The sequence below is a fragment of the Pseudomonas sp. GW821-FHT01E05 genome (assembly GCF_059422425.1).
Window position 1 is genome coordinate 141,822 of the sequence record NZ_JBWKWW010000010.1, and the last position, 24,004, is coordinate 165,825.

The following is a 24,004-nucleotide window of genomic DNA, read 5'->3' on the forward strand; positions in this document are numbered from 1 at the left end:
ACTTTTTTAACCCTTATGCAACTTGCTCATCAACTCGGCTTCGGCCTGGGTCAATCCGCAGGATTGGGTCAATTCGTCGACGCTGGCGCCCATTCCGACCAGGCGTGCAGCCTGGGCAAATGACAGGCTGGTCGGATCGCGCTGCTCCAGTTGGGTCAGTTTGTCCGGCAACGGCCTGACCACCGCGCGCAGTTTGTGCAAGTCCTCGCCCATGCGCACGCTACCGTTCTGGTAATCGTCAACGCGCTTTGCCAGATCCTTGATGCGCTGATCACGCAACGCATCACCCTGAGCCTTGAGGATGGCCTGCTGCCGCTGTTTACGGGTGTAAGCCAGGAAAATTGCCAGGGTCCCTACCCAGAGGAGCCCCAGCACAATCACAGCAACCTCGAGAATCAATCAGATACTCTCCAGTTCCGACCACTCTTCTTCGCTCATCATCTTGTCCAGCTCGACCAGGATCAGCAACTCGTTGTTCTTGTTGCACACGCCCTGAATGAACTTGGCCGACTCTTCGTTACCGACGTTTGGCGCGGTTTCGATCTCGGACTGACGCAGGTAAACCACTTCCGCCACGCTGTCGACCATGATCCCGACGACTTGTTTGTCGGCTTCGATGATCACGATACGGGTGTTGTCGCTGATCTCGGCGTTCATCAGACCAAAGCGCTGGCGGGTGTCGATCACGGTGACCACATTGCCGCGCAGGTTGATGATGCCCAGCACGTAGCTTGGCGCACCCGGCACAGGGGCGATTTCGGTGTAACGCAGGACTTCCTGAACGCGCATAACGTTGATGCCGTAGGTTTCATTGTCCAGCTTGAAGGTTACCCATTGCAGGATCGGATCTTCGGAACCTTTTGCAGACGACGCCTTATCATTCATACCCTGACCCCTCGAAAAACCGCCTGTGCGGTGTATGTTCTGGCCGACCGCATCTTGTATGCGGCCAGGTGCTTGTTATGTAGGTTTGTGGATCGGCTTGCGGCCGTTCATGTGTTTGGCACCGCCACTGGCGATCAGCTCCGCCAGCTCCGAGACATCCAGCAACGCGCACATATGCTCGATTACCGTGCCGGCCAGCCATGGCCGCTGACCACGATGGCTACGCCATTTGATTTCGTTCGGGTCCAGGCGCAAGGAACGGCTGACCTGATGCACCGCCAGCCCCCATTCATAGCCCTGAACCGAGATCACGTATTGCAGGCCCTGGCGGAAATCATCGCGGTAACGATCCGGCATGACCCAGCGAGCGGTATCCAGCACTTTCAGATTGCCAGCCTGGCTCGGCAGAATCCCGAGGAACCATTCCGGCTGACCGAACAGCGGCGTCAACTCGTGACCGGCCAGGGAATAGATGGAACCCAGGCACACCAGCGGCACTGCGAGCGTCAGACCGGCCACATCGAACAGCAGGCATTCGAACGGCTCGGCTGCCCACGACGGGCGACCATCGCTTTCCACAGGTGGCGGTGTGTTGCTCGGCGGCAGATGGACTTCGGCCACCGGCTCGACCAACGCTTGCAGCATTGGTGCGACCAGTGAAACCGGCGCGAGAATCGGCGCAGGCGCTTCCAGCACCGGCACGGCAATCGGCATCGGCGCCTGCACCCGCACGGCGGCAGCTACAGCCGGAACGGCCATGCCTCGCTGTTGCGCATCACGGGCCTGCTCTTCCAGCACGGCGGCTTGAAACTCATCCAGCGTGTCTTGCGGCGCTATGACCTCAGTCAACGCTTCGAGCTCAAGCTCCTCGGTCGCGTCCTGCAACAACGCGTCCAGATAAGACTGCAGCGCCAATTGCGGGCGAGTAGTGATTTTTACCGGACTGTTCATTGGAACACTCCCCGCAGAAAGAAGCGTCATCTCAGGCCACCTGTGGGACGAGTTGCAGGGAAAGCAGGTGCTTGAGCAATGACCGATAGGCCAGAACCCCACGACTTTTGCCGTCGAACCGAGAAGGCGTCAGCCCTGCCCGGCTGGCATCGCGCAAACGGGTATCGACCGGAATGTAGCCTTGCCAGATGTCCTCGGGATACATGTCGCGCAGTACCCGCAATGTCCCCATGGACGCCTGGGTTCGGCGATCGAACAGGGTTGGCACGATGCAAAATGGTAACGCCTGTTTGCGCGAACGATTGATCATCGCCAGGGTGTTGACCATGCGCTCGAGGCCTTTGACCGCCAGGTGTTCAGTCTGTACCGGGATCACCAACTGCTGGCTGGCCGCCAAGGCATTGACCATCAGCACGCCGAGCAACGGAGGGCTGTCGATCACCGCGTAATCAAAATCCTGCCACAACTGCGCGAGGCTCTTGGCGATCACCAGACCCAGACCGCTCTGCCCTGGTGACTGACGCTCAAGGGTCGCCAGCGCGGTGCTCGAAGGCAGCAGGGAAATGCGTTCGTCACTGGTGGGCAGCAGCAGTTGACCGGGCAACCCCGCCGGCACGCTACCCTTGTGCAGGAACAGGTCGTAGCTACTGTGTTCCAGGCTGTCGGGGTCATAGCCGAAGTAGCTGGTCATGGAGCCGTGGGGGTCGAGATCAACCACGACCACGCGCTTGCCCGCCTCAGCCAGCAAACCGGCTAGAGCGATGGAGGTGGTGGTTTTACCGACACCACCCTTTTGATTGGCAACTGCCCAGACTCTCATTCAGATTGTTCCTCCCGGTCGAACAGGCTCAACCGAGAAATAGCGCTAAGTTATAGGGCGGGCGACGGAGAATTGACGGCACTCTCTCGTCTCGTCGACTTTACGGACGAGGGTGCAGTTTGTGTGCCAGCACGCTTCAATGCGGCATCGGGTTTGGCATTTGCCGTGCCGGTGCCCGTCAGACTGCGGCGCACATCGAGGTTGCGCGACACCACCAGCACCACGCGGCGATTGCGCGCACGGCCTTCGGAGGTCGCGTTATTGGCCACCGGCTGAAATTCACCATAACCGACCGAAGCCAGACGGCCCGGATTCACTCCTTCCATGGCAAGCATGCGCACAATGCTGGCGGAGCGAGCTGACGACAGCTCCCAGTTAGTCGGGTATTGCGAAGTGCGGATCGGCTGATCATCGGTGAAACCTTCAACGTGAATCGGGTTGTCGAAGGGCTTCAGAATTTTCGCCACCTTATCGATGATATTGAACGCGACATCGCTGGGCATGGCGTCACCGCTGCCGAACAGCAGGCTGGAATTCAATTCGATTTCGACCCACAACTCGTTGCCGCGGATGGTCATTTGATTGGAGCTGATCAAGTCACCGAACGCGGCGCTGATGTCATCGGCAATGGACTTCAGTGGGTCGTTGCTCGCCTGAGCAATGCCCGCGTCAATCTGCTCGCTGTCCTTGACCAACGGCTTGGCCGGCGTGACCGTCCTGGGCCGCTCGTCACCGATGGGAATCGGCTTGAGGGTGCGTTGCGAGTCGTTGAACACGCCGATCAGGGCCTGGGAAATCTCTTTGTATTTGCCTTCGTTGATCGACGAAATCGAATACATCACCACGAAGAAAGCAAACAGCAGCGTAATGAAGTCGGCATAGGACACCAACCAACGTTCGTGGTTGACGTGCTCTTCAGGTTGGCGACGACGTGCCATGGGCTACTCCATTAGTCCATGAAGCCCTGAAGCTTCAACTCAATTGAACGAGGGTTCTCACCTTCGGCTATCGACAGGATTCCTTCGAGCAGCATTTCGCGATAACGCGACTGGCGCAACGCGATGGACTTGAGCTTGCTGGCAATCGGCAGCAATACCAGGTTGGCGCTGGCCACACCGTAGATGGTCGCAACGAACGCCACGGCGATCCCGCTGCCCAGTTGCGAAGGGTCGCCCAGATTGCCCATGACATGGATCAGGCCCATGACAGCACCGATGATGCCGATGGTTGGCGCATAACCGCCCATGCTTTCAAAAACCTTGGCAGCGTCGGTGTCACGGCTTTCCTGGGTGTAGAAGTCCACCTCGAGGATGCTGCGGATCGCTTCCGGTTCGGCGCCATCGACCAACAACTGCAAGCCTTTGCGCGAGTAGCTGTCGGGCTCGGTATCAGCCACGCCTTCAAGACCCAGCAAACCTTCCTTGCGGGCGATCAGGCTCCAGTTCACCACCCGATCGATGCCACCGGGCAGATCGACACGAGGCGGAAACAAAATCCAGATAAAGATCTGCATGGCGCGTTTGAAGGCGCTCATTGGCGACTGCAACAACGCAGCGCCGACGGTGCCGCCCAACACAATCAGCGCCGCCGGGCCATTGGCCAGTGCGGTGAGATGACCACCTTCCAGGTAATTGCCACCAATGATGGCGACAAACGCCATGATGATCCCGATAAGGCTTAAAACATCCATCAGAGGCAAGCCTCGACCAGATGTTTGCCTATATCGTCCAGGCCGTACACAGCATCCGCCAGATCGGCTTTGACAATGGCCATCGGCATGCCATAGATCACGCAGCTGGCTTCATCCTGGGCCCAGATGGCGCTGCCACCCTGCTTGAGCAGACGCGCGCCTTCGCGACCATCGGCACCCATGCCGGTGAGCACCACCGCCAGAACTTTGTCACCGTAGGATTTGGCTGCCGAACCAAAGGTGATGTCCACGCTCGGCTTGTAGTTCAGACGCTCGTCGCCCGGAAGGATTTTCACCGCGCCACGGCCATCGATCATCATTTGCTTGCCACCGGGTGCCAGCAAAGCAAGGCCTGGACGCAGAATATCGCCGTCCTCCGCTTCCTTGACAGTGATGCGGCACAGCTTGTCCAGGCGCTCGGCAAACGCCTTGGTGAAGGCCGCTGGCATGTGCTGGATCAGCACGATCGGCGCCGGGAAATTTGCTGGCAGCTGAGTCAGCACCCGCTGCAACGCTACCGGGCCGCCCGTAGACGTACCGATGGCGACCAGTTTGTAGGATTTGCGTTTCGGTGCGGGCGAGCTCGGGCTGGCCGCAGGAACACGGGCAGGCATCGGCGCGGGTGCGGGACGTACAGGCGCGCTGCTGCCGAAAGTGCTGACAGAGGGCGACGGTGCAGGCACGGGCGCAGCGGCCGGTTGCGAGGCGAGTTCGCTGTAGGCACTGAAACGACGGTTACTGCGCGAAATGCTGTGAACCTTCTCGCACAGCAGTTGCTTGACCTTCTCGGGATTACGCGAGATGTCTTCGAAATTCTTCGGCAGGAAGTCCACCGCACCGGCATCCAGAGCGTCGAGGGTTACCCGGGCGCCTTCATGGGTCAGCGAGGAGAACATCAATACCGGAGTCGGGCAGCGCTGCATGATGTGCCGCACCGCCGTGATGCCATCCATCATCGGCATCTCGTAGTCCATGGTGATCACGTCTGGCTTGAGGGCCAGCGCCTGATCGATCGCTTCTTTGCCGTTGGTCGCCGTACCGACGACCTGGATGCTCGGATCCGCTGAAAGAATTTCCGAGACGCGGCGGCGGAAAAACCCCGAATCGTCCACCACCAGGACTTTGACTGCCATAAACACTCCGTTAGACGGAGCGAGGCTCAGTCGCCCCGCTCCATCAGAATCAAATACGCCGTGCGGCGTAACGCTTGAGCATGCTCGGAACATCGAGAATCAGCGCAATGCGGCCGTCACCGGTGATGGTGGCGCCGGACATGCCCGGGGTTCCCTGAAGCATCTTGCCCAATGGCTTGATGACCACCTCTTCCTGACCGACCAGTTGATCGACGACAAAGCCGATCCGCTGGGTGCCCACTGAAAGGATCACCACATGGCCTTCACGCTGCTCTTCGTGAGCGGCGGAAGCGACCAGCCAGCGCTTGAGATAGAACAGAGGCAGCGCTTTGTCGCGCACGATCACCACTTCCTGGCCATCGACCACGTTGGTGCGCGACAGGTCGAGATGGAAAATCTCGTTGACGTTGACCAGCGGGAAAGCAAAGGCCTGGTTGCCGAGCATGACCATCAGCGTCGGCATGATCGCCAGGGTCAACGGGACCTTGATGACGATCTTCGAGCCCTGGCCCTTGGTCGAGTAGATGTTGATCGAACCGTTGAGCTGGGAAATCTTGGTTTTCACCACGTCCATGCCCACACCACGACCCGACACGTCGGAAATCTCGGTTTTGGTCGAGAAACCTGGTGCAAAAATCAGGTTGTAGCATTCGGTGTCGCTCAGACGATCAGCGGCATCCTTGTCCATCACACCGCGTTTCACCGCAATGGAACGCAGGACACTCGGGTCCATGCCCTTGCCGTCATCGGAGATCGACAGCAGGATATGGTCGCCTTCTTGCTCGGCCGCCAGAATCACCTTGCCGCCACGGGACTTGCCCGATGCTTCGCGTTCTTCCGGGGACTCGATACCGTGGTCGACCGCGTTGCGCACCAAGTGGACCAACGGGTCGGCCAGGGCCTCGACGAGGTTCTTGTCGAGGTCGGTTTCTTCGCCGACCAGCTCCAGGTTGATCTCTTTCTTCAACTGGCGAGCCAGATCGCGTACCAGTCGCGGGAAGCGACCGAAGACTTTCTTGATCGGCTGCATCCGGGTTTTCATCACCGCGGTTTGCAGATCGGCCGTCACCACGTCGAGGTTCGACACGGCTTTGGACATGGCTTCATCGCCGCTATTGAGGCCCAGACGGACCAAGCGGTTACGGACCAGCACCAATTCGCCGACCATGTTCATGATCTCGTCCAGCCGCGCGGTATCGACCCGCACGGTGGTCTCGGCTTCACTGGCCGGTTTTTCCGATGACGCAGCCGCAGGCGCTCTGGCCGCAGCCGGTGCAGGAGCCGCCGGCTCTGGCGCTTGGGCCCTGGCTTCAGGTGCTTTTGTGACCAGCTGTGCAACCGCTTTGGCAACAGGCGCCGCCACTACCGCAGTCGCAGCAGCAGGTACTTCAGTGAACTTGCCTTTGCCGTGCAACTCGTCAAGCAACGACTCGAACTCATGATCGGAAATCAGATCACTGCCAGCCGCCAGAGCACTTGGCAGGGCAGCAGCTGGCACCGAAGCGATCGCCGCATCCAGTGCATCTACCGCGAATGTACCTTTGCCGTGCAACTGATCGAGCAATGCTTCGAATTCGTCGTCGGTAATCTCGTTGCTGGCCGCTTCGCCCTTTGGCGCAGCAGGCTCAGCTTGTGCCGTGACGGCGTCAACGGCGAACTGGCCCTTGCCGTGCAACTGATCGAGCAACGACTCGAACTCGGCATCGGTGATTTCATCGCTGCCTGGAGCCGCTGGAGCCAGCTGAACCACCGCAGGCGTTTCTGCCTGGGCTTTGACCGCATTGAGCGAATCGAGCAGCTGTTCGAACTCATTGTCGGTGATGTCGCCCGATTCGCTCTCGACGACAGGTTCGGCGCTCACTTCAACCGCCGGTGCAACATCGGCAGCGGCAGGCTCGGCCAGCCGCGCCAACGCTGCCAATAATTCAGGTGTTGCAGCGGTGATCGCGGTGCGCTCGCGGACTTGGGTGAACATACCGTTCACGGCATCCAGCGCTTCCAGAACCACGTCCATCAATTCCGAGTCGACCCGACGCTCACCCTTGCGCAGGATGTCGAAGACGTTCTCGGCGATGTGACAGCACTCCACCAGCTCGTTGAGCTGGAGGAAGCCGGCGCCCCCTTTTACAGTGTGAAAACCGCGAAAAATTGCGTTGAGCAAGTCCGCATCATCTGGTCGGCTTTCAAGCTCAACCAGTTGTTCGGACAGTTGCTCAAGAATCTCGCCGGCCTCAACCAGGAAATCCTGAAGGATCTCTTCATCGGCGCCGAAGCTCATGTGTATGGGTGCTCCTGATAAGTCGGCCTAAAATCCAAGGCTGGAAAGCAAATCGTCTACATCGTCCTGACCGGACATAACGTCTTCACGTTTATCGGCATGAATCTGCGGACCTTCACCCTGAGACAGATGTTTTTCCGGATCTTTTTCCGCGAGGATCGATTCGCGGTCATGTTCAATGCCCGCAAACCGGTCGACGTGACTGGCCATCAACACGAGTTTGAGCAGATTGCTTTCGACTTCCGTGACCAATTGGGTCACGCGCTTGATCACCTGGCCTGTGAGGTCCTGGTAATCCTGAGCCAGCAGGATGTCGTTGAGATTGCTCGACACGACACGAGTCTGTTGCTCGCTACGCGTCAGGAAACCGTCTACCCGCCGGGCCAGTTCACGGAACTCCTCGGCACCGACTTCACGACGCATGAACCGCCCCCAGTCCACGCTCAAGGCCTGAGCCTCGGTGCTCAGGCCATTGACCAACGGGGTGCTGTTCTCGACCAGGTCCATGGTGCGGTTGGCCGCAGCCTCGGTCAGCCTGACCACATAGGACAGGCGCTCAGTGGCATCCGTGATCTGTGAAACCTCCTCGGCTTGCGGCATGTGCGGGTCAATATGAAAATTGACAATTGCGCTATGCAGCTCGCGGGTGAGCTTGCCTACCTCTTGGTACAGGCCGCGATCACGGGTCTGGTTGAGCTCATGGATCAGTTGCACGGCGTCGCCGAATTTACCTTTTTCAAGGCTTTCGACCAGTTCGCTGGCATGTTTTTTCAGGGTCGATTCAAAATCGCCCAGTGAAGATTCGTTATGCTCCATAGCTCCCCCGTGGCGGACTGGCTCCGCATATCAACCGATGCGTTCGAAGATTTTTTCGATCTTCTCTTTCAGCGCCTGAGCCGTGAATGGTTTGACCACATAGCCGTTCACGCCGGCCTGAGCGGCTTCGATGATTTGCTCGCGCTTGGCTTCGGCCGTCACCATCAACACCGGCAGGTGCTTGAGCTTTTCATCGGCACGCACGTGGCGCAGCAAGTCGATACCGGTCATGCCGGGCATGTTCCAGTCCGTTACCAGAAAGTCGATGCTCCCGCTGTTGAGGACCGGAATCGCGGTAGTACCATCATCCGCCTCGACCGTGTTGGTGAACCCAAGGTCACGCAACAGGTTTTTTATGATCCGCCGCATCGTTGAGAAGTCATCAACGATGAGGATTTTCATGTTCTTGTCCAATTCGACCTCCAAGCAGTCTTAAAACGCGCCCAGCACCTGAACGCGCCATTCAATCAATTCGGCGTAACACTCAACGGTTGCATGGAGCACAACGGGCCGTGACCGGTGCGGCTACGCCATACCAGCCTCGTTCGCAGTGTCCCCACACTGCCTGTCAGCGCGCTCGCCACTCCCCCAAACGCCCCCGTAAACGGGCCGCGCACTGGCTGTGTAACTGGCTGACCCGCGATTCGCTGACTCCCAGGACCTCACCGATTTCCTTGAGGTTCAGCTCTTCGTCGTAGTACAGCGCCAACACCAGTCGCTCACGCTCCGGCAAATTGGCAATCGCGTCCGCCAACGCAGCCTGGAAGCGTTCATCTTCCAGATCACGCGACGGCTCGAGATGAGCACTCGCGCCATCCTCGTGCAGCCCTTCATGCTCGCCGTCCTGCAACAGATCGTCGAAGCTGAACAACCGACTACCCAAGGTGTCGTTCAAAATCCCGTAATAATCATCGAGACTCAATTGGAGTTCGGCCGCAACCTCGTGATCTTTAGCGTCACGTCCGGTTTTAGCTTCAATTGAGCGGATTGCGTCACTGACCATCCGGGTATTGCGGTGTACCGAACGTGGAGCCCAGTCACCTTTACGCACTTCATCGAGCATCGCGCCACGAATGCGGATCCCCGCATAAGTCTCGAAACTCGCGCCCTTGCTGGCGTCGTATTTGGTCGACACTTCCAGCAAGCCGATCATCCCGGCCTGGATCAGATCCTCGACCTGAACACTGGCTGGCAGGCGTGCCAGCAAGTGGTAGGCAATACGCTTGACCAGTGGCGCATAGCGCTCGATCAGCTCGTACTGGCTGTCACGTGCCGACGCCTTGTAGAGGTTGTACCCGCTGGCGCTCATAGCACCGGCCCTGCCGTTTGATGCACCAGCCGCTCGACGAAGAATTCCAGATGCCCGCGTGGATTGGCAGGCAGCGGCCAGGTATCGACTTTCTGAGCAATGGCTTTGAACGCCAGGGCGCACTTCGAACGAGGGAAGGCCTCATAGACCGCACGCTGCTTTTGCACAGCCTTGCGCACACACTCGTCGTAGGGAACCGCACCGACGTACTGCAAGGCCACGTCCAGGAAGCGATCCGTGACCTTGGTCAACTTGGCGAACAGATTGCGACCTTCCTGCGGGCTCTGCGCCATGTTGGCGAGCACACGGAAGCGGTTCATGCCATGGTCACGATTGAGCAATTTGATCAGGGCATAGGCATCGGTGATCGAGGTCGGCTCGTCGCAGACCACCAGCAGCACTTCCTGGGCCGCGCGAACAAAACTGACAACCGAATCACCAATACCGGCGGCGGTGTCGATCACCAGCACGTCGAGGTTGTCGCCGATATCGCTAAAGGCCTGGATCAGACCGGCATGTTGGGCCGGGCTCAGATGCACCATGCTCTGCGTACCGGATGCTGCCGGGACGATGCGAATGCCGCCTGGCCCCTGAAGCAGTACATCGCGCAACTCACAACGCCCCTCGACCACATCGGCCAGAGTGCGTTTGGGTGTCAGTCCCAACAGAACGTCGACGTTCGCCAGCCCCAGATCGGCATCCAGCAGCATGACGCGCCGGCCGAGCTCAGCTAGAGCCAGGGACAAGTTCACTGACACGTTAGTCTTCCCGACGCCACCTTTGCCGCCGGTCACCGCAATCACCTGTACGGGATGCATGCTGCCCATGTTCTTTCTATACCTTGTCTTACTTAGACGGAGGCCACATAACTGGCTGCGCGTTCACCACTGAAACAATGCATGGCAGACCATCGATGTAGATTCACTGCAATCTATTCGTTATTACCTTAGCCGACCCGCTTGGTCGGGCTGTGGTAGAGGTCAGCGAACATATCAGCCATGGCTTCTTCGCTGGGTTCTTCCTGCATCTGCACACTCACGGCGCGACTGACCAATTGATGGCGGCGTGGTAAATGCAGATCATCCGGAATCCGCGGCCCATCGGTCAGATAAGCAACGGGTAACTCGTGACTGATCGCCAGACTCAACACTTCGCCCAGGCTTGCCGTTTCATCCAGTTTAGTCAGGATGCACCCGGCCAGCCCGCAGCGTTTGTAACTGTGATAAGCGGCGGTTAGTACCTGCTTCTGGCTGGTTGTTGCCAACACCAGATAATTCTTTGACTTGATCCCGCGACCGGCCAGGCTTTCCAGCTGCATGCGCAACGCCGGGTCGCTGGCCTGAAGGCCGGCGGTATCGATCAACACGACGCGCTTGCGCAACAGCGGATCGAGCGCCTGCGCCAGGGACTGGCCCGGGTCGACGTGGGTCACGGAGACATTGAGGATACGCCCCAGGGTCTTGAGCTGTTCCTGGGCCCCGATACGGTAGCTGTCCATGCTCACCAGCGCGATGTTCTGCGCGCCGTACTTGAGCACATAACGCGCCGCCAGCTTGGCCAGCGTGGTGGTCTTGCCCATGCCGGCAGGACCGACCATGGCAATCACCCCGCCCTCTTCCAGCGGCTCGATCTCGGGGGTCGCGATCATCCGCGCCAGGTGCGCCAACAGCATGCGCCAGGCCTGACGTGGCTCTTCAATTTCAGTAATCAGTGCCAGCAGGTCGCGCGACAGCGGACCGGACAAACCGATACGTTGCAGGCGACGCCAAAGATTGGCCTGCTGTGGCCGGCTGCCTTGCAACTGGTTCCAGGCCAGCGAGCCCAACTGCACTTCCAGCAGCTCACGCAGACCGCTGAGCTCGAATCGCATCGAGTCAAACACGCGCTGATCCACGGAAGGCGAAGCAGCGGGTGCCGGTGCTGGACGACGGGGCTCAGCGAAGGTCGGCTCGATCAACGGTTCGGCGGCGGTCAGCGGCAAACCGGCGAACAACTGACGATTGGTGGTTGAATCGCCGTCACCGCGCAGGCTCAGTTCAGCCTGAGCCGTGACGATTCGCGACTGGGTTTTACGCAACTCGTCTTCGAGCTCGATGTTCGGTACACGAGGCGCCAGCGCGGACAGTTTGTAATCCAGGGCTGCAGTCAGCTCGACACCACCGGCGATCCGGCGATTGCCGATAATGGCGGCATCAGCGCCCAGCTCATCGCGAACCAGTTTCATGGCCTGACGCATATCGGCGGCGAAAAAACGCTTAACTTGCATAAACCACTACCTCAGCCGTTGGGCCCTACTGTCGCAACGATGGTCACTTGCTTGTTGTCAGGAATTTCCTGATACGCCAACACGTGCAAACCCGGGACTGCGAGACGTCCGAACCGCGAGAGCATCGCGCGCACCGGACCTGCTACCAACAGAATCACCGGTTGACCTTGCATTTCCTGACGTTGCGCCGCATCGATCAACGAGCGCTGCAACTTCTCAGCCATGCTTGGCTCCAGCAGAACGCCCTCTTCCTGACCTTGTCCTGCCTTCTGCAGACTATTGAGCAATATCTGTTCCAACCTTGGTTCCAAGGTGATCACAGGTAGCTCGGACTCAGTGCCTACAATGCTTTGGACGATAGCGCGTGATACGCCAACCCGCACGGCTGCCACCAGAGCGGCAGTATCTTGACTCTTGGACGCATTGTTCGCGATGGCCTCGGCAATACTGCGAATGTCGCGAACCGGAACCTGTTCGGCCAACAATGCTTGCAGCACTTTGAGCAGCTGCGACAGCGAAACAACGCCCGGCACCAGCTCCTCGGCCAGTTTTGGCGAGCTTTTGGCCAGCAATTGCATGAGCTGCTGAACTTCTTCGTGGCCGATCAGCTCGCTGGAGTGCTTGTACAAAATCTGATTGAGGTGAGTCGCCACTACCGTACTGGCGTCGACCACGGTGTAACCCAGAGACTGCGCCTGAGGACGCTGACTGATTTCGATCCAGACTGCCTCCAGACCAAAGGCCGGATCTTTGGCGGTGATGCCATTGAGCGTGCCATAGACCTGCCCAGGGTTGATCGCCAGTTCGCGATCCGGATAGATCTCCGCCTCGGCGAGGATCACCCCCATCAGGGTCAGGCGGTAGGCACTCGGCGCCAGATCGAGGTTGTCACGGATGTGCACGGTCGGCATCAGGAAGCCCAGATCCTGGGAGAGCTTCTTGCGCACCCCCTTGATCCGCGCCAGCAACTGACCACCCTGGTTACGGTCCACCAGCGGGATCAGTCGATAGCCGACTTCCAGACCGATCATGTCGATCGGTGTCACGTCATCCCAGCCCAACTCCTTGGTTTCCTGAGCACGCGCCGGTGAAGGCAGCAGCTCCTGCTGACGCTTGACCTCTTCCAGAGCCTGAACCTTGACAACGTTTTGCTTCTTCCAGAGTAGATAAGCCATACCACCGGCCACCGCAGCCAGGCTGAGGAACGAAACGTGCGGCATGCCAGGCACCAGCCCCATAACCGCCATCAACCCTGCCGCCACCGCCAGGGCCTTGGGCGAGGCGAACATTTGCCGGCTGATTTGCTTGCCCATGTCTTCGGAACCGGAAGCACGGGTCACCATGATCGCCGCCGCCGTCGACAGCAACAGTGAAGGCAATTGCGCCACCAATCCGTCACCAATGGTCAGCAACGCATAAACCTTGCCCGCATCGCCAAAGCCCATGCCGTGCTGGAAGATGCCGACCGCCATACCACCGATCAGGTTGATGAACAAAATCAGCAGACCGGCGATGGCGTCACCGCGAACGAATTTACTGGCACCGTCCATCGAGCCGTAGAACTCTGCCTCTTGTGCCACTTCAAGACGGCGCAGCTTGGCCTGCGGCTGGTCGATCAGGCCAGCGTTGAGGTCGGCGTCGATCGCCATCTGTTTGCCAGGCATCGCATCGAGGGTAAAACGCGCGCTCACCTCGGAAATCCGTCCGGCACCCTTGGTCACCACCACAAAGTTGATGATCATCAAAATCGCGAAGACCACGATACCCACCACGTAGTTGCCGCCGATCACTACCTCACCAAAGGCCTGGATCACCTTACCGGCGGCGGCATGACCTTCCTGACCGTGGAGCATCACCACCCGAGTGGAGGCCACGTTCAGCGCCAGCCGCAACAGCGTGGCCACCAGCAAAATGGTCGGAAACACCGCAAAGTCCAGCGGCCGCAACGCGTAAACGCAGACCAGCAGCACGACGATCGACAGGGCAATGTTGAAGGTGAAGAACACGTCCAGCAGGAACGCAGGAACCGGCAACATCATCATGGCCAGCATGACCAACAGCAACAGCGGCACACCCAGATTGCCTCGAGAGAGGTCAGCCAGGTTGCTGCGAGCGGCGTTGATTAACTGAGAGCGATCCACCGGTATTCCCCGTTCCCTGAAGCAAACTTTTGACGCCTGAAGCGACGCACGGGGGCTACTGCAAGAAGCCTTCCAACTTTTGCGCAGACAGGAAATAGTGGGCTATGAAAGATGCATAAGGATCAAGGATTTGCAGTGCCCGGGAGGGCGCTATCGCGAGCAAGCTCGCTCCTACAATGGGCCACATTCGGACATCAAACCCCTACCCACGTAGGAGCGAGCTTGCTCGCGATGGACTCAAGGGCAACGAGTTTATTCAGAAAACATGCGGGGGCCGGGACTATCACCGGTAATTACGAGTCGCGCCGCAATTCCTGCGGAATCGGCAGATCTTTCAACGGATCCGGACGCTTGCCTTTGCCGGCTCGGTACTGACGGATCTGGTAGACGTAGGCCAGGACCTGGGCCACCGCCAGATACAACCCCGCCGGGATTTCCTGCTCAAGTTCGGTGGAGTAATAGATCGAACGGGCCAGGGCTGGCGATTCGAGCAGCAGGACTTCGTTGGCTACGGCGATTTCACGAATTTTCAAGGCCAGGAAATCACTGCCCTTGGCCAGCAGCACCGGCGCGCTGCCTTTTTCCGGATCGTATTTGAGGGCCACCGCATAGTGAGTCGGGTTGGTGATGACCACGTCCGCCTCGGGAATCGCCGCCATCATCCGCCGCTGGGACATCTCTCGCTGCAACTGACGAATCCGCTGTTTGACCTCAGGCCGACCTTCCTGATCCTTGTGCTCGTCACGTATTTCCTGCTTGGTCATCAGCAGCTTTTGATGGCTCTGGTAGAGCTGCACCGGCACGTCCACCGCAGCGATCAGAATCAGGCCGCAGGCCATCCACAAGGTGCTCCACCCCACCAATTGAACACTGTGAATGACCGCCTGCTCCAGCGGCTCATGAGCGATGCGCAGCAGGTCGTCGATATCCGAGGAAAGCACCGAGAGCGCCACAAACAGCACCAGCAAAAACTTCGCCAGTGCCTTGAGCAGCTCGATCAGCGACGTTGAGGAAAACATCCGTTTGAGCCCGTTGGCCGGGTTCATCCGGCTGAACTTGGGCGCCAGACTACTGCCGGCAAACAACCAGCCACCCAGCGAAATCGGGCCGAGAAACGCCACCAGTAACAGCGTGAGCAGCACCGGCTGCACCGCCAGTATCGCGATCTTGCCTGAATGCAGCAGGTACAGCCCCATAGCCCCCGGACTGAGCAGCGTTTCACGGGGCAGAGAGAAGTTCAGGCGCATGATTTCCAGCAGATCCTGCGCCAGGCCGCCGCCGTATACCAACAACGCACCCGCCCCACCGAGCATGATCGCCAAGGTATTGAGCTCCTTGGAGCGGGCCACCTCACCCTTGTCCCGCGAATCCTTCTTGCGCTTGTCCGTGGGATCTTCTGTTTTGTCCTGACCGCTTTCGCTCTCTGCCATGACTCAGCGCGCCTGTGCCAGTTCGCGTAAAAATTGCAGAGCCTCGCTGGCCAGCGGCTGATACTGATTGAAGATGTCGGCCAGACTGACCCAGAAAATCACCAGACCCAGCACCAGCGTCAGCGGAAAGCCGACGGAGAAGATGTTCAATTGCGGCGCCGCACGGGTCATCACACCGAAGGCGATGTTGACTACCAGCAACGCGGTGACCGCCGGCAACACCAGCAACAGGGCCGCGCCCAGCACCCAGCCCAGCTTGCCGGCCAATTCCCAGAAATGATTGACCACCAGGCCACCGCCCACCGGGAAGGTGGTGAAGCTTTCGGTGAGCACCTCGAAGACTACCAAGTGGCCATTCATCGACAGAAACAGCAGCGTCACCAGCATGGTGAAGAACTGCCCGATCACCGCCACCGACACGCCGTTGGTGGGGTCGACCATCGAGGCGAAGCCCATGCCCATCTGAATCGCAATGATCTGCCCAGCCACCACGAACGCCTGGAAGAACAGCTGCAAGGAGAACCCCAGCACGGCGCCAATGATGATCTGCTCGGCAATCAACAGCAGCCCACTGAGGTCCAGCGCGTGCACCTCAGGCATGGGTGGCAAACCCGGAACAATGACCACGGTGATCGCCAGAGCGAAGTACAGACGCACGCGCCTGGGCACCAGGGTCGTGCCGAAGATCGGCATGACCATCAGCAAGGAGCCGACACGAAACAGTGGCAGCATGAAGGACGCCACCCAGGTGCTGATCTGTGTGTCGGTCAGCGCAAGCATCGACATTGTTTAACCGATGACCTGCGGAATACTGCCGTACAACTGCAGGATGTATTCCATGAAGGTTTGCACCAACCAGGGCCCGGCGACGATCAACGTGACCAGCATCACCAATAAACGCGGCAGGAAGCTCAAGGTTTGTTCGTTGATCTGCGTGGCCGCCTGAAACATTGCCACCAGCAAACCCACCAGCAAACTCGGAACGACCAATATGGCAACCATCATCGTGGTCAGCCAGAGCGCTTCACGGAAGATGTCTACAGCGACTTCAGGAGTCATAACGCACCACCCGCCAACAAGGTTTTAAACACCGCCAAAACTGCTCGCCAGCGTACCGATGATCAACGCCCAGCCATCCACCAGTACGAACAACATGATCTTGAAAGGCAGGGAAATGATCAGCGGCGAGAGCATCATCATCCCCATGGCCATCAGCACACTGGCCACCACCAGGTCGATGATCAGGAACGGAATGAAAATCATGAAACCGATCTGGAACGCGGTTTTCAGTTCGGAAGTGACGAAGGCCGGGACCAAAATGGTCAGCGGCGCCTGGTCCGGAGTGACAATGTCAGTGCGCTTGGACAAACGCATGAACAACTCCAGATCGCTGCTGCGGGTCTGCGCCAGCATGAAGTCCTTGATCGGCACTTGCGCCTTGGCTACTGCATCCTGGGCCGTGAGCTTTTCAGCCAGGTATGGCTGCAAGGCGTCCTGATTCACTCGATCGAACACCGGCGCCATGATGAACATGGTCAGAAACAACGCCATGCCGGTGAGAATCTGGTTCGACGGCGTCTGCTGCAGGCCCAGGGCCTGACGCAGAATCGAGAACACGATGATGATCCGGGTGAAGCTGGTCATCAGCATGACGAACGCCGGAATGAAGCTGAGCGCCGTCATGATCAGCAGAATCTGCAGGCTGACCGAATATTCCTGCTGCCCGTTGGCCCCCGTACCCAAGGTGATCGCCTGAATCGACAACGGATCGGCGGCGAACGCCAACGGCGCCGCGAGCATCAGCACCAGCGTCAGCACTATGCGCAATGCGCCCATTACTTCTTTTCCTTCTGATCCTTGCCCAACAATTCCATCAGGCGCTGGGCGAACTCGGGTGTCGCTTGCTCGGTGCTGGGCACCTGCACCGGCTCCTTGAGCACATGCAACGCAGTAATGGTGCCCGGCGTCAGCCCCAGCAGAATCTGCTCGCTGCCGACCTGCACCAACACCAGCCGATCCCGCGGCCCGAGGGCCCGCGAACCGATCAGCTCGATCACCTGCCCTTTGCCACCTGGCCCTGCCTGTTGAACCCGGCGCAACAGCCAGGCCAGGAAGAAGATCAAGCCCAACACCAGCAACAAGCCCACCACCAACTGCGTCAGTTGCCCGGCAACACCGCTGCTGGCCACCGGCGCTGCGGCCTGAGCCAGCGGTTCGGCCGCCAGCACGCTGAATGGCAAGGCCAGGAGTACACCGAGAAACGTCTTCACTTAGCGCAGCTTCTTGATGCGTTCGCTAGGACTGATCACGTCCGTCAGGCGTATGCCGAACTTCTCGTTGACCACCACAACTTCGCCGTGAGCGATCAGCGTGCCATTGACCAGCACGTCCAATGGCTCACCCGCCAGACGATCGAGCTCGATCACCGAACCCTGGTTCAACTGCAACAGGTTACGGATGTTGATATCGGTGCTGCCGACTTCCATGGAAATCGATACCGGTATATCCAGGATCACATCCAGGTTCGGACCGTCGAGAGTGACCGGGTCGTTATTCCTTGGCACGCTGCCAAACTCTTCCATCGGCAATCGGTTGGACGTCGGCGCATCGGCCGCCAGCAAGGCATCGATATCGTCCTGACCGGCATCACCGGCTTCTCCCAGAGCGGCAGCCCACTCATCAGCCAAGGCCTGATCATCCGGGGAAATTACATCGTGTTCGTCAGCCATCAGTTATCCTCGGCGGGCAAAAAATCATTTAACAAAGCGAATTAGTACAGGCGCCGCTTAACGGCGCTCGATCGGCTCAACCACTTGCAATGCCAGGTTGCCCTTGTGGGAGCCCAGCTTGACCTTGAAGGCCGGCACACCGTTGGCGCGCATGACCAATTCTTCCGGAAGCTCTACCGGAATCACATCGCCGGGCTGCATATGCAGGATGTCCCGCAGACGCAATTGACGGCGTGCGACCGTGGCGCTCAGTGGCACATCGACGTCCAGCACATCCTCGCGCAAGGCCTTGACCCAGCGCTCGTCCTGATCATCGAGATCCGACTGAAAGCCCGCATCGAGCATTTCCCGGACCGGTTCGATCATCGAGTACGGCATGGTCACGTGCAGATCGCCGCCGCCACCATCGAGTTCGATGTGGAAGGTCGAGACCACGACGGCCTCACTCGGCCCGACGATGTTCGCCATGGCCGGGTTTACTTCCGAGTTGATGTACTCGAAATTCACTTCCATGATCGCCTGCCAGGCTTCCTTCAAATCGATGAAGGCCTGCTCCAGCACCATGCGCACCACGCGCAACTCGGTGGGTGTGAATTCGCGCCCTTCGATCTTCGCGTGACGACCGTCACCACCAAAGAAGTTATCCACCAGCTTGAACACCAGCTTGGCGTCCAGGATGAACAATGCGGTACCGCGCAACGGCTTGATCTTGACCAGGTTGAGACTGGTTGGCACATACAGCGAGTGAACGTATTCACCGAACTTCATGACCTGCACGCCACCGACGGCAACGTCCGCCGAACGACGCAGCATGTTGAACATGCTGATGCGGGTATAGCGGGCAAACCGTTCGTTGATCATTTCCAGGGTGGGCATGCGTCCGCGGACGATGCGATCCTGGCTGGTCAGGTCATAGCTTTTGATGCTACCGGGCTCAGCAGCGTTGTCGGTCTGAACCAGACCGTCGTCGACACCATGCAACAGCGCATCGATCTCATCCTGGGACAGCAGGTCCTGCACGGCCATGTCGTGTTCCTACTGCAGTACGAAGTTAGTAAAGAGCAACTGCTCGACCACCACTTTGCCAACTTCTTTCTGCGCCACTTCCTGCACGCTGGCAGTCGCCTTCTGGCGCAACATTTCCTGGCCGACCGGGGTCGCCAGGCTGTCGAAGCTTTGCCCGGAGAAGAGCATGACCAGGTTATTGCGGATCACCGGCATGTGGACTTTCAGCGCATCCAGATCGGCCTGATTGCGCGCGAGCATCGTAATGCTCACCTGCAGGTAACGCTGACGACCGTTCTGATTGAAATTGGCCACGAAAGCCGGAGCCATTGGCTCATAGATCGCTGCCGGTTTGACGCTGCTGGCCACATCCGCAGCAGTCGGTTCAGGCTTGCTTTTGGCACTGTGCATGACGTACCAGGTCGCCCCGATTGACACGCCGATAACCAGCAGTAAAGCCAGAACAATCAGGAGAATAAGCTTGAGTTTGCCTTTCCCGGCGGGGTCTTTCACTGCTTCGCTCTTCGCCATGCCAATAATCCGTCACTATTCGGGTTTTCACAGTCGCACGGCAAGGCAAGAGCAAGTGTTATGCCAGAGTTGTTGGGAGGAAGGTGCGGCGCTGGTTATGTGAACATGGATCTAATGTGGGAGCGTCGACCGGCTGCTCCCACAAGGATCTGCACCAGGTCAGGCGTAATAGTCGACTGCACTGGAGCCGATCACACTGGTGGTACTGGTGGCGACTTCAGCCACGCTCATCGGCAGGTCGTCATCAGCCGAATCCAGGCGACCGCCGTTACCACCACTGCGGTTCTGCCCTTGCTGGGCCTGCTGCTGGCCCTGCCAGCCACGGGACTGATCGGACACGTTGACGTCGACCTGCCCCATACCTTGCTGGGAGAACATGTCGCGCAAGCGGTGTACCTGCCCTTCCAGCGCTTCACGCACGACGGCGTGACCACTGATGAAGGTCACTTGAGTCTGCTGATCCGCTGCCATGTTCACGCGAATATCCAGACGCCCCAACTCTGCCGGCTGCAGCTGAATATCGGCGGACTTGAGATTGGCACTGGACAGGTACATGACCCGATTGACCACCTCTTCGGTCCAGCCACTCTGATGCATGGCCAACGGTTGATTCACCGGCAGCGCATTGGCGGTCTTTGGCGTTGCAGCCTGGGTCAGCGCCGCCAAGCGGTTGGCGAAGTCATCGACACGGGTATCGCTGGAGGCATCTTTCAGATCTTTGAGGCCACCGTCGATCAAGCCGCTGAACGCCTTGTCACCGCCCTGGTCGGTACTGTCTTTAGCCGCTTGCTGATCCACCATGGTCGCCAGGCCGTTGGCAAAGGTTTGCGCCGCAGTCAGCTCAGACTGATCCGGTGCAGCTTTGGACTGAACCTGACTGGAAGCCGACACATGCCCGCTTTGCTCAAGGGCCAGACGCACGGCGGGCAGCGCATCGAGCGGATCGGCTTGCGGATCAAATTGGGGATCTGCCACCGCCGCCTGGGCAGGCGCGCATGGGGCAGTCGCCACTGCGGCGAGCGGGGCTTCAACCTGCGGCTGCACGGCAGCAACCACTGGCGGCGTTTCGGGCGCAGGGGCCGACACGACCGGCTGCACTGTTTGCATCAACGCAGGGTCCAATGTCGGGTCGGCCGGCACACTGTCAGCCACCGGGGTGTCGGTCGCGGGCGCATTATCACTGGCGAGCTTATCGTGCGAATCGGCCGTTTTATCGGCAGGCAAGGAATTGCCGCTATCGGCAACTGCCGGCTCCGGGGCGGCAGCTTTATCACTGACCGTGCCCTTCTTGCCGGCGCTAACCGCGACCGTGTCGCGCACCGGTCTGACTGATCCCACACCTGTCGCGGCAGGTTTGCTCTGCGACTCTTTGGCGTAGACCTGTGCAAAGCTTGAAGCCTTATCCCCAGGCCCGGCAACGACTGCCGGGGTATTGGCAGTGGCGGCCGGAGTCTTGGCCTTCGACGCGGCCTGAAGAAGCATGTTCGGGGTGAGGGGCATAAAACGGTCTCCGCTGCACTGGGATCGTAGGCACAGTTGGAGGATATCTAGCAAAGGTCGAGCCAGATTGGTTCAGTAAAGTTAAAAACCGCCAGGCGGCGGCTTTTTTTCAACAATGGAAACGCTCGAGCTCCTCCTCATACAGAGGGCGGACGATAGCGAATTCGCCGTCAATCTCTGCCACCAGCTTTTCGATATCGGCAGGCGACGGCTCTTTGGCCCGCAGCTCAAGTTGATGGCACAGCTCGGCGAGACGGGTAGCGCCCATATTACTGCTACTGCCCTTGAAACTATGAGCCGCAGCTATGAGCTGGTGTGCATCATCGGCTTTATGCAACTGCCTCAAACGCTCTTCCGAATCTGAGAGAAAGGTATCCAGCAGCAGCGGATACTCATCCTCCATGACTTCCTGCAATGCGCTCAGCACATCGTGGTCCAGATGAATCTCATCCACTTGCTCGCTCCTTGATCAAGAATTCGCGGATTATGCCAGAGCCTCCCAGTAAAACTCCACGCGGGCGCTGCGGCCATCGTCAGACCAGCTCGCACTGCGACTCAACTGGCGAATCAGGCTCACTCCACGCCCCGACAGCCTGCCGGTATCAATGGGTCTGGCCATTACTCGCTGCACATCAAAACCTGCACCACTGTCCTCGACCCGAACCACCAGGCATCCACCTTCGCCTCGCGGCTCCACCTGCAAGTGCACCCGCACGTAGCCGTCCTCAAGCTCGGTGAGGCGCGTGTTGCGCTGGTGATAGTACTGCGTAAAGCCCAGGGCATCGCGCTTGAGGCTTGAATCGAGCCCCAGCACGCCGTGCTCCAGGGCATTGGAATAGAGCTCGGACATCACACTGTAAAGCGCTCCGCTTTGCGCCCGCAGCCCATGCACTTCAAGCAACAACCGCAGCAAATAAGGCAGGGGATTGAAGCGTTTGAGCGTAGCCCCACGGAACTCGAAACTCACCGACCAATCCAGCGGGCAGGATTGGCCGCTGTCTGAATAAACCATCACTGGAGCGCTCAGCAGCTCTGCCGCAAGCTGGCTCACCTCGACCATGCTGACATCGTCGCGCGCCTCACCGCGAAAATCCTTCAGCGCTTGCTCGATCTCCTCGAACAGCCGGGCTGGATGGCTATTGGCAGCAAATACCCGCTCTAATCGTTCAACGCCAAACAATTGCTCATTGGCGTCACAGGTATCGATCACCCCATCCGACAACAGAAAGATCCGGTCCCCGAGCGCCATGGGGAAGACTTCGGTTCGATCATCGAAGTCTTGCGCACCCAGTACACCCAACGGTAAATGCCGCGACAACAGCGACGTACGCTCGCCCGTTGCGCTGCAATGCAGATAGCCATCCGGCATCCCGCCATTCCAGACCTCCACTGCCCGTCGCTGACCACTCAGGCAAAGCATCGTGGCGCAGCAAAACATATCGACCGGCAAGATGCGCTTGAGCTTGGCGTTCATCTCGCGCAGGGTTTCCGACAGACCATAGCCTTTGGCAGTCATGCCATAGAAGACTTCCGCCAACGGCATGGCCCCCACCGCCGCCGGCAAACCGTGGCCGGTGAAGTCGCCCAGCAGAACGTGCATATCGCCGGCGGGCGTAAACGCTGCCAGCAGCAAGTCGCCGTTGAACAAGGCATAAGGCGATTGCAGGTAACGGATATTCGGCGCATTCAGACACCCGGCATGCGCCACCTTGTCGAATACCGCCTTGGCGACCCGCTGCTCATTGAGCAAATAGTCATGGTGACTGGCAATCAGGTCGCGCTGCTCAAGCACCGTCGCCTGCAACCGGCGCAATCGGTCCATCGCTTTGATCTTGGCGGCCAGAATCACCTGGTTATAAGGCTTGGCCAAAAAGTCGTCGCCACCCGCTTCCAGGCAACGAGCCAGGGCTTCGCTTTCGGTCAGAGAGGTCAGAAAGATAATCGGCACCAGCGTTTCGCCGGCCAACTGCTTGATCTGCCGGGCGGCCTCGAAACCGTCCATCACCGGCATCATCGCGTCCATCAATACCAGCTGCGGTCGCTGCTGCCCGAACACGGCCACCGCCTCGGCACCGTTGCCGGCCGTCAGCACTTCATGCCCCTGGCGACGGACGATACTCGACAGCAGCAGGCGATCGGCTGCACTGTCTTCGGCGATCAGGACGGTCAGCGGTTCAGACACCGGCTGCATGGCGATCAACTGATGTCGAAGAGCTTGTCGAAGTTGGAGATGGCGAGGATCTTGCGAACGTCCGAGCTACCGTTGATCACCCGTATATCGGATTTTTCTCCGCCGGCATGATCACGCAGCAACAGCAGCATGCCCAGCGCGGAGCTGTCCAGATAAGTGGCCTCTTTCAAATCGACCACAATGTACTCGGGTGTTTTATTGAGTCGCTCATAGGACTCGCGAAACTCCTGATGCTTGCCGAAATCAAAACGACCCTTGATCGAGATCGTCAGCTTTTGCCCGTCCGGTGAAACTTCAGTAACGACCGACATGATAATGCTTCCTTGTCA

26 protein-coding genes are annotated in these 24,004 nt (G+C 59.0%); all 26 read right to left on the minus strand.

Annotation, left to right across the window (positions count from 1 at the left end; translation table 11 throughout):
* Positions 1–6 precede the first annotated feature (6 nt).
* Positions 7–399 carry a DUF2802 domain-containing protein gene (locus AC07W5_RS21930; RefSeq protein ID WP_495024325.1) on the minus strand — a complete coding sequence of 131 codons (393 nt, stop codon included), beginning with the start codon at positions 397–399 and terminating at the stop codon, positions 7–9.
* Positions 400–885, minus strand: a complete 486-nt coding sequence (locus tag AC07W5_RS21935; RefSeq protein WP_008024622.1) for a chemotaxis protein CheW — start codon at positions 883–885, stop codon at positions 400–402.
* A gap of 75 nt (positions 886–960) precedes the next feature.
* Positions 961–1,836 (minus strand): CheW domain-containing protein, encoded by an 876-nt coding sequence (locus tag AC07W5_RS21940; protein ID WP_494994195.1) that lies wholly within the window; start codon positions 1,834–1,836, stop codon positions 961–963.
* Between the two features lie 31 nt (positions 1,837–1,867).
* Complete coding sequence (locus tag AC07W5_RS21945; RefSeq protein ID WP_494994196.1) at positions 1,868–2,656, minus strand: ParA family protein; 789 nt, start codon at positions 2,654–2,656, stop codon at positions 1,868–1,870.
* A 50-nt stretch (positions 2,657–2,706) separates the two neighbouring features.
* Positions 2,707–3,594, minus strand: a complete 888-nt coding sequence (gene motD, locus AC07W5_RS21950) for a flagellar motor protein MotD (RefSeq protein ID WP_494994197.1) — start codon at positions 3,592–3,594, stop codon at positions 2,707–2,709.
* An 11-nt stretch (positions 3,595–3,605) separates the two neighbouring features.
* The gene (locus AC07W5_RS21955) at positions 3,606–4,346 is read right to left on the minus strand and encodes a flagellar motor protein (protein ID WP_494994198.1); all 741 of its coding nucleotides are present in this window, start codon (positions 4,344–4,346) and stop codon (positions 3,606–3,608) included.
* Positions 4,346–5,479, minus strand: a complete 1,134-nt coding sequence (locus AC07W5_RS21960) for a protein-glutamate methylesterase/protein-glutamine glutaminase (RefSeq protein WP_495012203.1) — start codon at positions 5,477–5,479, stop codon at positions 4,346–4,348. Before AC07W5_RS21960 ends, AC07W5_RS21955 begins: the two co-directional genes overlap by 1 nt.
* A gap of 49 nt (positions 5,480–5,528) precedes the next feature.
* On the minus strand, positions 5,529–7,757 hold the full coding sequence (locus tag AC07W5_RS21965) for a chemotaxis protein CheA (RefSeq protein ID WP_495024326.1): 2,229 nt from the start codon (positions 7,755–7,757) through the stop codon (positions 5,529–5,531).
* 27 nt (positions 7,758–7,784) lie between these two features.
* Entirely contained in the window at positions 7,785–8,573 is a 789-nt protein-coding gene (locus AC07W5_RS21970) for a protein phosphatase CheZ (protein WP_494994201.1), read from the minus strand.
* 30 nt (positions 8,574–8,603) lie between these two features.
* A complete protein-coding gene (locus AC07W5_RS21975) occupies positions 8,604–8,975 on the minus strand; it encodes a chemotaxis response regulator CheY (RefSeq protein WP_003183998.1) in 372 nt (123 codons plus the stop codon).
* A gap of 166 nt (positions 8,976–9,141) precedes the next feature.
* Positions 9,142–9,882: an RNA polymerase sigma factor FliA gene (gene fliA / locus AC07W5_RS21980; RefSeq protein WP_494994202.1), complete on the minus strand. Its 741-nt coding sequence runs from the start codon at positions 9,880–9,882 to the stop codon at positions 9,142–9,144.
* Positions 9,879–10,709, minus strand: a complete 831-nt coding sequence (gene fleN, locus AC07W5_RS21985; protein ID WP_494994203.1) for a flagellar synthesis regulator FleN — start codon at positions 10,707–10,709, stop codon at positions 9,879–9,881. Before fleN ends, fliA begins: the two co-directional genes overlap by 4 nt.
* A gap of 119 nt (positions 10,710–10,828) precedes the next feature.
* Positions 10,829–12,148, minus strand: a complete 1,320-nt coding sequence (flhF, locus tag AC07W5_RS21990) for a flagellar biosynthesis GTPase FlhF (protein WP_494994204.1) — start codon at positions 12,146–12,148, stop codon at positions 10,829–10,831.
* 11 nt (positions 12,149–12,159) lie between these two features.
* The gene (gene flhA / locus AC07W5_RS21995) at positions 12,160–14,289 is read right to left on the minus strand and encodes a flagellar biosynthesis protein FlhA (RefSeq protein ID WP_494994205.1); all 2,130 of its coding nucleotides are present in this window, start codon (positions 14,287–14,289) and stop codon (positions 12,160–12,162) included.
* Between the two features lie 293 nt (positions 14,290–14,582).
* Entirely contained in the window at positions 14,583–15,719 is a 1,137-nt protein-coding gene (gene flhB / locus AC07W5_RS22000) for a flagellar biosynthesis protein FlhB (protein WP_494994206.1), read from the minus strand.
* Between the two features lie 3 nt (positions 15,720–15,722).
* Complete coding sequence (fliR, locus tag AC07W5_RS22005; protein ID WP_494994207.1) at positions 15,723–16,505, minus strand: flagellar biosynthetic protein FliR; 783 nt, start codon at positions 16,503–16,505, stop codon at positions 15,723–15,725.
* A 3-nt stretch (positions 16,506–16,508) separates the two neighbouring features.
* Positions 16,509–16,778: a flagellar biosynthesis protein FliQ gene (gene fliQ, locus AC07W5_RS22010; protein ID WP_494994208.1), complete on the minus strand. Its 270-nt coding sequence runs from the start codon at positions 16,776–16,778 to the stop codon at positions 16,509–16,511.
* Positions 16,779–16,802: 24 nt separating this feature from the next.
* Positions 16,803–17,555 carry a flagellar type III secretion system pore protein FliP gene (gene fliP, locus AC07W5_RS22015; RefSeq protein ID WP_495012205.1) on the minus strand — a complete coding sequence of 251 codons (753 nt, stop codon included), beginning with the start codon at positions 17,553–17,555 and terminating at the stop codon, positions 16,803–16,805.
* Positions 17,555–17,989 carry a flagellar biosynthetic protein FliO gene (fliO, locus tag AC07W5_RS22020; RefSeq protein WP_495024327.1) on the minus strand — a complete coding sequence of 145 codons (435 nt, stop codon included), beginning with the start codon at positions 17,987–17,989 and terminating at the stop codon, positions 17,555–17,557. Before fliO ends, fliP begins: the two co-directional genes overlap by 1 nt.
* On the minus strand, positions 17,990–18,448 hold the full coding sequence (gene fliN / locus AC07W5_RS22025; protein ID WP_494994211.1) for a flagellar motor switch protein FliN: 459 nt from the start codon (positions 18,446–18,448) through the stop codon (positions 17,990–17,992). It abuts the gene before it with no gap.
* A gap of 57 nt (positions 18,449–18,505) precedes the next feature.
* Entirely contained in the window at positions 18,506–19,474 is a 969-nt protein-coding gene (gene fliM / locus AC07W5_RS22030) for a flagellar motor switch protein FliM (RefSeq protein ID WP_494994212.1), read from the minus strand.
* A gap of 9 nt (positions 19,475–19,483) precedes the next feature.
* Positions 19,484–19,984: a flagellar basal body-associated protein FliL gene (gene fliL, locus AC07W5_RS22035; RefSeq protein ID WP_494994213.1), complete on the minus strand. Its 501-nt coding sequence runs from the start codon at positions 19,982–19,984 to the stop codon at positions 19,484–19,486.
* Between the two features lie 159 nt (positions 19,985–20,143).
* Positions 20,144–21,484: a flagellar hook-length control protein FliK gene (locus AC07W5_RS22040; RefSeq protein WP_495024328.1), complete on the minus strand. Its 1,341-nt coding sequence runs from the start codon at positions 21,482–21,484 to the stop codon at positions 20,144–20,146.
* A gap of 109 nt (positions 21,485–21,593) precedes the next feature.
* Positions 21,594–21,938: an Hpt domain-containing protein gene (locus AC07W5_RS22045; RefSeq protein WP_494994215.1), complete on the minus strand. Its 345-nt coding sequence runs from the start codon at positions 21,936–21,938 to the stop codon at positions 21,594–21,596.
* Positions 21,939–21,968: 30 nt separating this feature from the next.
* The gene (locus AC07W5_RS22050) at positions 21,969–23,675 is read right to left on the minus strand and encodes an ATP-binding SpoIIE family protein phosphatase (RefSeq protein WP_494994216.1); all 1,707 of its coding nucleotides are present in this window, start codon (positions 23,673–23,675) and stop codon (positions 21,969–21,971) included.
* Positions 23,676–23,680: 5 nt separating this feature from the next.
* Positions 23,681–23,986, minus strand: a complete 306-nt coding sequence (locus tag AC07W5_RS22055) for an STAS domain-containing protein (RefSeq protein WP_494994217.1) — start codon at positions 23,984–23,986, stop codon at positions 23,681–23,683.
* Positions 23,987–24,004 lie beyond the last annotated feature (18 nt).